Source organism: Bremerella cremea, assembly GCF_003335505.1.
Lineage (GTDB): Bacteria > Planctomycetota > Planctomycetia > Pirellulales > Pirellulaceae > Bremerella > Bremerella cremea_A.
The window spans coordinates 207,001-219,822 of record NZ_QPEX01000034.1; the positions used below are offsets into that span (position 1 = coordinate 207,001).

General features: G+C 54.5%; 10 protein-coding genes. 8 read left to right on the forward strand and 2 right to left on the reverse strand.

Annotation, left to right across the window (positions count from 1 at the left end):
• Positions 1-151: 151 nt before the first annotated feature.
• From DTL42_RS17810 to DTL42_RS17820, 3 genes are all read left to right on the forward strand, one after another.
• Complete coding sequence (locus DTL42_RS17810) at positions 152-3,490, forward strand: DUF1553 domain-containing protein (RefSeq protein ID WP_114370437.1); 3,339 nt, start codon at positions 152-154, stop codon at positions 3,488-3,490.
• Positions 3,491-3,562: 72 nt separating this feature from the next.
• Positions 3,563-5,044: a DUF1501 domain-containing protein gene (locus DTL42_RS17815; protein WP_234824256.1), complete on the forward strand. Its 1,482-nt coding sequence runs from the start codon at positions 3,563-3,565 to the stop codon at positions 5,042-5,044.
• Between the two features lie 42 nt (positions 5,045-5,086).
• Positions 5,087-5,434, forward strand: a complete 348-nt coding sequence (locus DTL42_RS17820; RefSeq protein ID WP_114370451.1) for a hypothetical protein — start codon at positions 5,087-5,089, stop codon at positions 5,432-5,434.
• A gap of 100 nt (positions 5,435-5,534) precedes the next feature.
• On the opposite strand, the gene katG is transcribed toward DTL42_RS17820, so the two are convergent.
• On the reverse strand, positions 5,535-7,922 hold the full coding sequence (gene katG / locus DTL42_RS17825; RefSeq protein WP_425305526.1) for a catalase/peroxidase HPI: 2,388 nt from the start codon (positions 7,920-7,922) through the stop codon (positions 5,535-5,537).
• A 383-nt stretch (positions 7,923-8,305) separates the two neighbouring features.
• Between katG and DTL42_RS17830 the strand changes: the two genes are divergently transcribed.
• On the forward strand, positions 8,306-9,232 hold the full coding sequence (locus DTL42_RS17830) for a hypothetical protein (protein WP_114370456.1): 927 nt from the start codon (positions 8,306-8,308) through the stop codon (positions 9,230-9,232).
• Positions 9,233-9,354: 122 nt separating this feature from the next.
• Positions 9,355-9,705, forward strand: a complete 351-nt coding sequence (locus tag DTL42_RS17835; protein ID WP_114370458.1) for a hypothetical protein — start codon at positions 9,355-9,357, stop codon at positions 9,703-9,705.
• Between the two features lie 45 nt (positions 9,706-9,750).
• Here DTL42_RS17835 and DTL42_RS17840 read toward each other — a convergent pair whose 3' ends face one another.
• Complete coding sequence (locus DTL42_RS17840) at positions 9,751-10,428, reverse strand: transposase (RefSeq protein WP_114370461.1); 678 nt, start codon at positions 10,426-10,428, stop codon at positions 9,751-9,753.
• Positions 10,429-10,525: 97 nt separating this feature from the next.
• On the opposite strand from DTL42_RS17840, the gene DTL42_RS27175 reads away from it, so the two are divergent.
• The 3 genes from DTL42_RS27175 to DTL42_RS17855 all read left to right on the forward strand — a co-directional run bounded on the left by DTL42_RS27175 (position 10,526) and on the right by DTL42_RS17855 (position 11,923).
• Positions 10,526-10,687 carry a hypothetical protein gene (locus tag DTL42_RS27175; protein WP_199590167.1) on the forward strand — a complete coding sequence of 54 codons (162 nt, stop codon included), beginning with the start codon at positions 10,526-10,528 and terminating at the stop codon, positions 10,685-10,687.
• A 15-nt stretch (positions 10,688-10,702) separates the two neighbouring features.
• The gene (locus DTL42_RS17850) at positions 10,703-11,275 is read left to right on the forward strand and encodes an SMI1/KNR4 family protein (RefSeq protein WP_114370465.1); all 573 of its coding nucleotides are present in this window, start codon (positions 10,703-10,705) and stop codon (positions 11,273-11,275) included.
• Between the two features lie 264 nt (positions 11,276-11,539).
• On the forward strand, positions 11,540-11,923 hold the full coding sequence (locus tag DTL42_RS17855) for a hypothetical protein (RefSeq protein ID WP_114370468.1): 384 nt from the start codon (positions 11,540-11,542) through the stop codon (positions 11,921-11,923).
• The last annotated feature ends 899 nt before the right edge of the window (positions 11,924-12,822 follow it).

Genomic DNA, 12,822 nt, shown 5'->3' on the forward strand with positions numbered 1-12,822 from the left:
GTTCTAAAACAAGTGGAGTCGTCCCCCTGCCCTATCTCGTTATCCTGCCAAGGGGCATGGAACGGAAAAGTTCTCCGTTCCATCAACCCGACCTACCCTCCCCTTCCCGATCCGTTGACTGTTCTGGGAAACGATCCATCGAGGAAATTTCATGAGTAAGTTTCGTCCCGGTCTGCTGATTGGACTTGTATTGCTGGCGAACTCGGCACTTCTTGCCGAGTTGCCACCTGCCGCAAAAAAGACGATCGACTTCGAAGCCGATATTCAACCGATCCTCGCAGCCAAGTGCCAAGATTGCCATGGCGAGGATGTTCAGGAGGGTAACTTTCGGCTCGATCGCAAGGCGTCGCTCTTGCGCGGTGGCGATTCGGGAGAACCTGGGGTTGCCCTCGGTAAGAGCGCCGAGAGTCATTTGATTCGCCTGGTGTCAGGGCTGGAAGCCGATTTGCGGATGCCGCCTGACGAGTCGGATGCCCTCAGTGCCGCAGAGATTGGGCTGCTACGGGCCTGGGTCGATCAAGGGGCTGCTTGGCCAGGGCCGAACGGCGAGGTGACGGAAGAAAAGCGGACCACCGATCACTGGGCCTTTCAGCCGGTTCAACCGGTCGAAGTGCCGGCGGTCTCCCGTGATTGGGCCCAGAACCCAATCGATCATTTCATTCTGGCAAAGCTGAACGAGAAGGGCCTATCGCCAAACCCGCCTGCCGATCGACGAACGTTAATTCGCCGAATGTCGCTCGATGTGTTGGGGCTACCGGTCGATCCCGAAGTTGCTCAGGCATTCGCGCAAAACGAAGATCCTCAGGCTGTCGATGCGTTGATCGAATCGATGTTGGCTAGTCAACACTATGGCGAACGTTGGGCGACCCATTGGCTCGACTTGGTCCGTTTTGCAGAAACGTATGGTTTCGAGACGAATCGGGAGCGTCCCCATGCTTGGCACTATCGCGATTACGTCATCGACTCCCTCAATGAAGACAAGCCGTACGATCAGTTCGTCCGCGAACAGATCGCGGGAGACAGTTTTGGCAATCGGGTTGGGTTGAGTTATTTGGTTGCGGGTCCTTACGATATTGTGAAAAGTCCTGACATCAATCTGACGCTCATGCAGCGACAGAATGAGTTAGACGACATAATCAACACGACCAGCACCACATTTTTAGGGCTGACCGTTGGTTGTGCGCGTTGCCACAATCACAAGTTCGATCCGATCTTGCAGACCGATTATTATTCGATGCAAGCGATCTTCGCTGGTGTTCAGCATGCAGACATGCAGTTGCCGTTGTCGCCGCAACAACAAAACGAGGCGGAATCGCTTCGCCAGAAGATCGCTACCCTAGAGCAGCAACTATCCGCCTATATTCGCCCGCACGAAACGGGACAGTTTGTGTTGATCGACGATGCGGTCGAGCAAGCAGGCGATCGGATCAAGTTACTGGCTAAGCTTGAAGGCAAAGGGGTTAACCATCCTGGCACCGAACGCGGCCAAGCCAACGACCCCGGCGATACCAACCGCAACGCGAATCTTAGCGGGGGCAAGTATTCGTGGTGGAAGCATCAGCCTGACCAACCCGTGCTGGCCTGGCAGCCACGCGTGGAAGGCAAATTTCGAGTTTGGCTGTCTTGGGGTTGTGGTTACGACACGCACTGCCAAGATGCCCGCTACGTGATCGATCGCGATGGTGACCCCACTACCCGCGACGATTGGGAAGTGATCGCGATCGTCAACCAACAGCAGTTTGCCGATGGCGTCGTTGATCTTCGTCGCCAGCCGCTGTGGAGTGGTTTCTTAAACGCCACGATCGCTGATTTCGATGCGAATGATCAGATTTTACTGGTCGGGGGCAAAACAGGTACGGCACTAACGGCGGACGCCTTAGTGCTAGAAAAAGTGAGCGAACCTTCCGCCAAAGCGCCAGCGAAGCCCGTTTTTCGGGAAGCGGTCCGAGCAACCGGTAACGTTGAGAAAATCGCTCCGACTCAGGCCAAGTTCGTCCGATTTGTCATTGAAGAAACCAACGGCGCCCAGGCTTGCTTAGATGAGCTTTCAATCTTCTCAAGTGGCAAGAACGTCGGGCTTGCCAGTGAAGGTGGCAAACCGACCGCGTCCGGCTCGCTAAGCGGTTACCCGATTCACAAGCTGGAACATATCAACGACGGACAGTTCTCCAATAGCCGCAGTTGGATAGCCGATAGCACCAGCAACGCGTGGGTGCAGATTGAACTCGCAAAGGCTTTCCCAATCGACCGCATCGAATGGTCGCGCGATCGTGAAGGACAATATGCCGACCGCCTGCCGATTCGCTATCGCGTGGAAACTTCGCTGGACGGAGTCGATTGGACAACAGTGGCGAGTTCTGCCGATCGTCTACCGGCTACGGCTCCCCAGCCGTCGGGCGAAGGCATTTACCGTTTCGATCATCTTGCGGACGACGAGGCACTGATCGGTCGGGCTCTGTTAGCCGATTTAAAGATTGCCCAAAGTGAGTTGAAGGCCGCCACAAATCAGCCCACCGTCTACGCCGGGCGGTACGAGCAGCCTGGCCCCACGCATCGTTTGTATCGTGGTGAAGCACTGGCGAAACGGGAAGAGGTCGCCCCCAACGCGCCTGAGATCTTTACGAATTTGATGCTGGGCAAAGACAGCCCCGAGGCGGAGCGGCGGAAGAAGCTTGCCGAGTGGATTGCTTCGCCTGAGAACCCATTGACCGCGCGGGTTTTGGTCAACCGGATTTGGCAGTTCCATTTTGGACGGGGCCTAGTCGATACCCCTAGCGACTTCGGCCAAGCAGGCGTTCCTCCTACGCACCCGCAGTTGTTGGACTGGCTGGCCGGCGAACTGGTTAACAGTGGCTGGTCGATGAAGCATATCCATCGCCTGATTCTTCAATCGGCCACCTACCAGCAATCGAGCCGTCCGGCGGCAGAAGCTTTAAAGGTTGACGGTGCCACGCGTTTGTTGTGGCGTTACCCGCCGCGTCGTTTGGAAGCGGAACCGATTCGCGATTCGATCTTGGCGTCTAGCGGCGTACTCGACCTGAAAAAAGGAGGCCCTGGCTTCAGTGCCTTCGAGGTCGAGGCCGAGAACGTGCGGCATTATCATCCGAAGACAAGTTTTGGCCCGGAAGACTGGCGCCGCATGGTTTACATGACTAAGGTTCGCATGGAGAAGGATGCCGTCTTCGGGCTTTTCGATTGCCCCGATGCGGCCACTTCGGTCGCGCAGCGTAGCCGCTCGACGACTCCGCTGCAGGCATTGAATTTGTTCAATAGCACTTTTCTTTTGCAGCAAGCCGACCTGTTTGCTCAGCGGTTGGAAGAAGAGCGGGCAACGGTTGAGCAGCGGATTGAACGTGCCTTCGAGATTTGCTATGCCCGCCAACCTTCTGCCGAAGAACTCAACGCCAGCCGTACGTTTGTCGAGCAGCAAGGATTGATTCCTTTCTGTCGAGCACTGCTTAACAGCAACGAATTTCTTTTCATTCAGTAACGCCCACCGAGACCTATTATGAGTAAGCCCAATCCAAACCAGTCTCGGTCGAGCGTTCCGCAGGGATTGCACATGCTGGACCGACGCAAGTTCCTCGGTCACAGCGCGACCGGTTTAGGCAGCATCGCGTTGGCAGCCATCTTGGCTCAAGAGAAGCTATTGGCTGAGAGCGGCGAGGGGGGACGTGCGGTTAGCGGCAGGTCGCCCATTCGTCCTAAGATCGATCCTGGCCAGCCGTTTGCCCCACGCACGTCGCACTTTCCCGCAGCGGCCAAGAATGTGCTGGTCATCTTCTGCTCAGGGGCGTGCAGCCAGGTCGATACGTTCGATTACAAGCCAGAACTTATTAAGCGGCATGGGCAACCGATGCCAGGGGCGGACAAGCTGGTCACCTTTCAAGGCGAGCAAGGCAACCTCACGAAAAGCCCGTGGAAGTTTCGCCCACGCGGGCAATCGGGCAAGATGATTTCGGACCTGGTCCCTCACTTGGGAGACTTGGCGGACGACATCTGCTTTCTGCATTCGGTGACGGGCAAGACGAATACACATGGCCCCGGCGAAAACTTTATGTCGACTGGATTCACGCTAGACGGGTTTCCGAGCATGGGGGCTTGGGCCACTTACGCCCTAGGCAGTGAAAACCAAAACTTGCCTGCGTATGTGGCCATTCCTGACCCACGTGGTACGCCTCAGGCCTCGGTCAATAACTGGGGCCCTGGCTTCTTGCCGGCTGCTTTTCAAGGAACCGATTTCAACGCGAATCAACCGATTCGAAACCTGCAGCGTCCCGCTTCGATCGATCCCCACAGGGACGCCGCCACACGTGATTTTTTGAATGAGTTGAACGCCCGGCATTTAGAGCAGTTCCCTGGCGACAGTGAATTGGCGGCGCGGATTTCCAGCTACGAGTTGGCCGCACGCATGCAGATGACCGTGCCGGAGGTGAGCGACATCTCTACGGAATCGCCAGCCACGCTCAAGATGTACGGGGCGGATGATCCCGAAAACAAATTGAAAGCCGCCTATGCCCGCAACTGCATTTTGGCTCGCCGATTGATTGAACAGGGCGTGCGATTCGTGCAGCTTTTCAACGGCGCCTATCAAACCGGGGGAGAAGGGGTGAGCAATTGGGACGGGCACAAATCGCTGGAAGCTCAGTATAGCAAGCATGGGCCGGTGCTCGATCAGCCAACCGCCGCCCTGATTAAAGACCTCAAGCAGCGCGGGCTGCTGGAAGATACGCTGGTGGTCTGGTGTACCGAATTCGGTCGTATGCCTACCTTCCAAAAAGGTGCCAGCGGTCGCGATCACAACCCCGATGGTTTCACCTGTTGGCTGGCCGGGGCTGGGGTGAAAGCTCCGTTCACTTACGGGGCAACCGACGAGTTTGGTTATAAAGCGATGGAGAACGTCGTCGAAGTTTACGACTTCCACGCGACGATTTTGCATCTACTGGGGCTCGATCACGAACGGCTGACCTACTACTACAACGGCCTGGAACGCCGCCTGACCGATGTGCATGGTCACGTGATCCGTGATATCTTGGCAACGTAAACATCCGTTGTGTTGCCATTTCCTTGATCAGGCCCATGTCTCATGCGATTCAGTCTCGCCGACCTTTTGGTGGTGGTTGTCGTCCTCTGTGTTTTTCTGGCAGCAAACACCATCGAGCGCGAGGGTCGCTTCATCATGAGAAAAGGTCAGCTGATCATCATGGACATCCGCTATACGTATTACGGATTTCCCATGGGAGCTTACTGGGACGACGAGGAACGTTTCTACTGGAAGCCTCTCGGCATCGCAGGAAACAGCTTGCTGGCCGTGGCAGCATGCGGCGTAACCGTTTTTGCATTTCGGATTGTCCGACGAAAACTCTTCCCACGCCATCAGCCGAATGAAGAGCCTTCAGCGGTTGAGGATATCGGCAGGCGTTTTCCGCCGTAAGAACTGGCGACTCGGTTTGAAACAAAAAAACACGCGTCAAGCCTGACCGGGGGAGGAGTTGGCTTGACGCGTGTTCAAGGGAAACCGGTTTGTCGTTTGCTTACAACGACGAACCCATCCGGGCCGACTGGTCGAGGTCGAACCGGTCGAGGTTCATCACCTTGTTCCAGGCCGCCACGAAGTCGTGCACAAACTTCTCTTGGGCATCTTCGCTACCGTACACTTCCGAGAGGGCGCGAAGTTCGGAGTTCGAGCCGAAGATCAAGTCGACCCGCGTGCCGGTCCATTTGGCCTGGCCCGTTTTGCGGTCTTTCCCGACGAAGATGTTCTCGTCGTCGGCTGATTTCGACCACGTGGTGTCCATGTCCAAGATGTTCACGAAGAAATCATTGCTCAAGGTTTCTGGCTTATCGGTCAACACACCATGTGGCGAGTCCCCCGTGTTCGCGTTCAGCACACGCAGGCCGCCCACCAAGACGGTCATCTCAGGCGCGGTCAAGCTTAACAGGTTCGCCTTGTCGACCAACAACTTCTCGGCCGAACGGCGATGGCCTGGGGCGAGGTAGTTGCGGAAACCATCGGCGGTCGGTTCCAGCGGAGCAAACGAAGCGGCGTCGGTCAGTTCGGCAGTCGTATCGGTTCGACCTGGCGAAAACGGAACGGTCACGTCGTGCCCGGCTGCCTGGGCTGCTTTTTCCACGGCTGCACAGCCACCCAACACAATCAAGTCCGCCAAAGAGACCTGTTTGTTGCTTGACTTATGCGTGCGGTTGAATTCCTGCTGCACTTGTTCCAGCTTGTTAATCACCGCAGCGGTCATTTCTGGATCGTTTGCTTTCCAATCCTTCTGCGGAGCAAGACGAATACGGGCACCGTTGGCCCCTCCTCGATTGTCCGAAGCACGGAAGCTGGCTGCGGAAGCCCAAGCGGTGGAAACCAAGTCGGAAACCGGGATGTCGGTGTCCAAAATCGCCTGCTTCAAGCTTGCGACATCCTGGGCGTCGATCATTTTATAGTCGGCGACTGGGACAGGATCTTGCCAGATTTGTGGTTCTGGAACTTCCGGACCCAAGCAACGAGAGTGTGGCCCCATGTCCCGGTGGGTCAACTTGTACCAGGCCTTGGAGAATGCTTTTTTGAACTCTTCCGGATTATCGTGAAAACGCTTTGAGATCTTAGCGTATGCCGGGTCGGTCTTTAAAGCGATGTCGGTGGTGAACATCATCGGCGCGTGCGATTTGTTCGGATCGTGGGCATCAGGCACGGTGCCTTCCGCCGACTTGTCTTTCGGCTTCCACTGATGGGCGCCGCCAGAGCCTTTGGTCAATTCCCAGTCGTAGCCGAACAAGTTCTCGAAGTAGCCGTGCGACCATTCGGTGGGCGTGGTCGTCCAGGCACCTTCCAAGCCGCTCGTGATCGTGTCGTCGCCGTTCCCTTTGCCGAAGTTGTTCTTCCAGCCGAGCCCCATCATCTCGATACTGGCACCTTCCGGTTCCGGGCCGACGTGCCCAGCAGGAGGAGCGGCGCCGTGTGCTTTGCCGAAGGTATGTCCGCCAGCAATCAGCGCGACGGTCTCTTCATCGTTCATCGCCATACGGCCAAACGTTTCACGAATGGCTTTGGCGGCTTCCATGGGGTTGGGTTCTCCCTTGGGCCCTTCGGGATTGACGTAGATCAAACCCATTTGTGTGGCACCCAGCGGGTTTTCTAATTCGCCTTTTTCTGCTTCATAGCGTTTACCGCCGAGCCATTCGTTTTCAGGGCCCCAGTAAATATCTTGCTGCGGTTCCCACACATCTTCTCGCCCGCCAGCGAAGCCGTACGTTTCAAAGCCCATCGACTCCAAGGCGCAGTTGCCGGTCAGAACCATCAAGTCGGCCCACGAGATCTTCTTGCCATACTTCTGCTTGATCGGCCAAAGCAAGCGGCGAGCCTTGTCGAGGTTGGCGTTGTCAGGCCAACTGTTCAAAGGAGCGAAACGCTGCGTACCGTCCGAAGCACCTCCACGACCATCGGTCACGCGGTAGGTTCCCGCACTGTGCCAGGCCATGCGAATGAACAGCGGGCCGTAATGACCATAATCGGCCGGCCACCACTCTTGCGAGTCGGTCATCAAGGTCTTGATATCTTTTTTAACTTCTGCCAAATCAAGTTTGTTGAACTCTTCGGCGTAGTTGAACTTATCTCCCATGGGATTGCTCATGGGGGCGTTTTGGCGCAGGATGCTCAGGTCTAACTGATTGGGCCACCAATCGCGGTTGGTGGTGCCTCGCTTGCTGTGATCCATTTCTGCTTCGGGGCTCTCTTGTTCGGAGGTGTGTGCAGCGGCTGCTGTGGTGAAAAAGTTAATCGCACCGGTAACAGGGCACTTGCTCGCGGTGGATGTGCCTGAGGGGGCGAGACGAACGTCGTCGCCAAAGGCGGATGAAGCGAAGCAAAGCATCGCACAACTCGCCAATGCGCGTTTAAACTGGGTGAAGATCGGCATGGGCTCTCCAAACAATGAGGTGGTATTTCGATAGCAACGCTCAAGATCGAACGCTCGACAATGGAAATTATGGGCCTCCCTTCGTAATACATCCAATGCATTCTGCTTATGTGTGCTATGCATAAAACGCATAGATGGGCAGGGCAAAAAATAAGGGCAATCAGCCGCGCGTTAAGCGAGTTGATTGCCCTGGCAGGGGAAGGTAATCTCTTGTTTTACCTATCTTGAAAGAGGCTCGCGGACGCCAAAATAGAGGTTGGAACAGGAAAAGTAGCCGAGGTATTGGCGCAGGCCATACGCTCTGCCCCTAGTGGGCATCGCCGAAATGTCGGAGCAGAAAACAACGCCACATTTTTTTCACATTGGACACAGGATCGACCACAATGCTCCAGAATTCTAGCGATAGACATCGCAATCCATTGCTGATGCAAAGACTGCTTGCTTTTGCGGCGGCGATAGCTGGAGGGGCAGCACTTTTTTTTCTGTATCACACAGAGAATTCGCAAGCAGATCGGACGGTCATCGAGGCACAACGCTACCAATTGATGGATCTCAGTCTGAGCGATGGCCTTCACAGTGTTCAAGGGCACCCTGTCCTCTACTACAGGCGAACCCTTGGTACGTTCCAGCAAAGCCCTCAAAATGATTGGTCATACACACGGTCGACATCGATTTCCTTCGACGCATTCAGGGAGAATACGAGTGAGTTCAGAGATCGTGTTGTTAATCAGATCAACAGTTCAACAGAGCGCGCAAACTTTTGGCTCAGGAATCCCCAGCCAGTTCTACGTTATGCTGCCCTTGACGCGATTACTTTCTATCGCGAAGACGGACGTAGTCGTGAGATTGCTGACCATGTTTATGACGCGATCGGAGAATTATCGCGTGATCCGGATCCGTTCATCGCTGGCTACGCCATCGATTTCTTTCATTGGAGCCATAAATGGTCGCATGCCGTATTTCAGCAAGGTTGCGAACATAAGGTCACGGCAATACGTGCGGAATCCATTGACTATTTGGGCAGCGTTTTTCGTGACCTATCCGATCAGGAGAGAACAGCCGCAATGAAAGCGATGCTTCCGCTGTTGGATGATCCGCACAGCGGGATTCGGCAACTCTCTGAACTGGCTCTCGTGGAGGTATACGCCAGCGTCGCCGCGCCTGCCACCGAAGATATGTTGGCCATGCAACTTCGAGAGCAATACTATGCGAGTAATTCAGCAAAGCTACCCGCCGAGCAACGAGAACGGCTGAAGTCATGGCAGGAACGAGTGAATGCCCTTCCGCCTAACGAACTCGGTCCAAAATAAGGGCATGGCGGTTTGCACATTAGACGAAAGAAGAAAAGATGGAAGGACACGGTTGCCTCCCCTCGTTAGACCCAAGAAAGCAAGCCTGATAACGAGTATTGTGTCCTGACACCTTTTCTTGCTTGTCTGAAGTGAAGCTGGCGGAGGTGATTGATGATAGTGTCGATGTCGCGAAGGGTACGAAGCGGTTACAAGACCTAGAGGAATTGGCTTTCGCCGGAGAATTGATCAGCCGATTCGATGATCTAAATAACGCTCCAACCGGAATTAAGATATTAGATGAGTTAATCGGAGATTCTAAGGCATATAAGAGCCTGAAGATCGCTTTAGAAGAACGTGGATTTATTGTCATTGAGGAAGTTGGAGTGCTAGATCCTGGGACACTGGCTCAAATAAGGGCATTACCGGATGGGAAGTCAATACTTTACGTTGACCCCAAGGTCACTCGCTACATCCACGTACTTCATGATTAAGAAAAGGTGTCAATTAAGAAAAGGTGTCAGGACTCTTTTTCTCGTTTATCGGCTTACCTTCTTCGGTCTGCCGCGTGGTCGGAGGGTTGAATCCAGGTTCAGGCGGCGGGCTGTGGATTGGGTCCAGTCTGGGTCGCCGAAGGGGGAGCCTCGTTGGATGGCGTGGCGGATGGCATCGATCTCTTTCTCGGTCATCGCCTGGTTGACACGGTCTTTCCAGCGGCCAGGCCGTTTGATGGGCCATGATGTGAGAAGTTTTGGCGACCGTCGAGGCCCGGCCAACCAACTGGCGAGCGACCCCCACTTCCAATCTTCGGCCGCGGCAACGAGGCCTGCCTGTAGGGCATTGCGTTCGACATACCGGCAAACGGCCAGGAAGTGACCGTCGTCCTGCACGGGAAAACTCTTGAACCGGCCTTGATAGATGTGCCCCTCGCCGGCTGTTTGGCAATGGGCGTGCCGCCGCATGGTGTGTGTCAGGGTGACCCACCGCAAAAAATCGCTCATGCACCCATCCGCCGTCGGGCGGAGCACCAAGTGCCAATGATTGGGCATCAACTGATACGCCAAAATATGGCACGGGTACCGCAAAAGCCCCTCGGCTAAAATGCGTTCAAACGCGTCGAAATCATCAGGCTCATCGAAGATCGCCCCCCGAGCGTTGCCCCGATTCAAAGCATGATAAATACCGCCCGCCTCGTCTGCTCGCTTTGGTCTTCCCATTTGGATAGTATATCCCAGGCTGAGCGGTAAGAAAAGAGTCCTGACACCTTTTAGGCCTCCAAATCGATACCTGATTGAGAATTACGACAAGTTGAAAGTGTCGCCACGAATCGATGACGAATGGATCAAGGTCTTTCCTGAACACGCTCCGTTCAAAGGCGACGTGATCATTCATCACCATGTCGATTTCGGTCGATATGCGATTCCCGTTCCCCGAAAGACACATGTTGGTTCCAGTGGCATCTGGCATACAAAGTGAGCTACAGTGAATTCCATGCTTGAAATTACAGAAATTCAGACTCGGCTGGATGACCAGTTCCTTCCGCTAGAACCGATGTTGACAGGCTTTCGACTCTTACCCTCGGAAGTCACAAAAGAGGACATTGAGCATCTCCAGCATCAGTTGAATACCGTTCTTCCTGAACAATTCGAGTCGATGTTACGACGTTTCGACTTTGGTAGATTCACAATAGGGCCAATCGCTTTTTGCAACACGGGAGATTTCTTGGCTTGGCTCTGTGAGAACAATCAAGATGGTTCTGCAAATGAATATCCGTGGTGGGGTTCGGGAGCACGACCGAGCGACCTGCTCCTGATCGCAAACTCCGACCCTTACGCAGTGCTCTTGAATTGCAAGGCTGGCCTTGTGTCCGTGTTCAAACACAGTGAGTCATGGAATGACCACATGATTGTTGTGGCCGATGCATTTGAACCGTTCATTCGAGGTTTGGGCACAACGTTTCTGGAGAGGAATGAGCAGGGGGGTAATTCGTCTTTAGCAGACGAGGTGTCAAATGAAGTCGGCGGTGGGAGAGGCAATGCCTTTTGGCGTTGGTTTGCTGAATGAGGCCGTCGGCTTCTGCATCACCATCTTCGCGGGTTTGAAGGGTTGCAGCTTGGCCGGTTGAGCAGGCTTCCACGGCTTGAACACCGGCACGCCTGACGGCGGCGGCTTTGGCTTTTGCTCAAGCTTTTGTTCACCGTTGAATCTCGTGGCAACGGTTTCATCTTCGACAGTTCGATGACTGCTTCTTATGGTTAAGCTGAAAGCCTATGCTTCACCTACGATGCTGATGGCAATCAAACGCAAATCGAAAGCCCGCTGGGCGAGTTGACCACTTCGACCTGGGACTACGAAAACCAGGTCACCCAGGTCGAAAATTACCAGGGGGACGTCGTCACGTACACTTACGGCATCGTCACCCAAAAGACCGACCAGAAGCGGGTTTCTAAGGATGATGGGGCCGAAGAGATTCGTTACCGCTGGGGCGCCGACAACATCGCTCAGGAAACGGACGATGTCGGCACGGTCGTCGCGGACTACACGCTGCAGCCGGAGGCGTGGATGCTTCGCAAGCCTGTACGAAGATTGCCAATGGCGGTGTACCTCTCAATCTTGTCGAGCAGGCAGGCGAACACGTTGATGTCAATCGAGTTCTATCGGAATTGCTTGGCAGCAATACCAACAACGTCTCGGTTTCAGCATGGATCTTGATGACGCTGGAAATTTCGGTGTTCGATTCAACTCTGGGTCAGTGAACATTCCGAATCCCAACTTCCCTGGGCGAACGGTTTCAGGGAATCTTCGCCAGCAAATCCTTGATACAACTGAGGCTTCAACCGGAAGAAGGGCTTACTCAGCTCAATGAACATCAATGGACTAGAATTACCATCCGAGCTTGTCGCCGACCTCAAATCAGGTGGGCGAAAACTGAATGACGATGAGTTGAATCGGCTTAGGACAATGCTGAATTGCGTTGAGAGTCCACTGCCAAAGTTATTTGGGCGGGAAGCAATCCAAGATTCCAATCAGCTTTGGGAATCTGACGCTGCACAGTATTACTTGGGACAAGTGAGCAACTCCGTTGTCCCTGGTGATGTGGACCGAAGGCTGACACTGATTATCGGTCAAGCGGAGCCAGATAGTCCGATAGCATTGGATTATCGGACAGCAATTCCACGGGTGATTTACTTGGGTGACATTGACCACGCATCACACTGGATTGAGTTGAGCCGTGACTATGCCAGCTTGGTTCAATTTATCCAGAAGGGGCCCGTGTGAATGCCTGCAGCGTTTCTTTCCCCAATCCCTCTTGGCGGGAATTCTCAAGAGCGTAGGATCGGCTACGATCCAGATAGTGGTGAGAATTTCCGTTTTGGATCGTGACAGGGATTGGTGGGGGCGAGCAGATGATGGAGAACCGACCTAGTTAGGCGGCATTTGGCTCGGCCACGTTAGCAGCCCGTTGAAAAACCCTCGTCTCCCGGCTATTCTCCAGCAAGACTTTCCCATTGCAAAGGATGGATGATGGCTTTAGGAAAACGAGGCTGTGAAGCTCAGGCGGCTTGGGTTGCTTCGACCGATTTGCCGAAGTCGCCGGGGCATGTCTTCTA

Excerpts from the sequence above, each read along its gene's own strand:
- DTL42_RS17810 (WP_114370437.1), top strand. The coding sequence starts at position 152 with ATGAGTAAGTTTCGTCCCGGTCTGCTGATTGGACTTGTATTGCTGGCG.
- DTL42_RS17815 (WP_234824256.1), top strand. The coding sequence starts at position 3,563 with ATGCTGGACCGACGCAAGTTCCTCGGTCACAGCGCGACCGGTTTAGGC.
- DTL42_RS17820 (WP_114370451.1), top strand. The coding sequence starts at position 5,087 with ATGCGATTCAGTCTCGCCGACCTTTTGGTGGTGGTTGTCGTCCTCTGT.
- katG (WP_425305526.1), bottom strand. The coding sequence starts at position 7,922 with ATGCCGATCTTCACCCAGTTTAAACGCGCATTGGCGAGTTGTGCGATG.
- DTL42_RS17830 (WP_114370456.1), top strand. The coding sequence starts at position 8,306 with ATGCTCCAGAATTCTAGCGATAGACATCGCAATCCATTGCTGATGCAA.
- DTL42_RS17840 (WP_114370461.1), bottom strand. The coding sequence starts at position 10,428 with ATGGGAAGACCAAAGCGAGCAGACGAGGCGGGCGGTATTTATCATGCT.
- DTL42_RS17850 (WP_114370465.1), top strand. The coding sequence starts at position 10,703 with ATGCTTGAAATTACAGAAATTCAGACTCGGCTGGATGACCAGTTCCTT.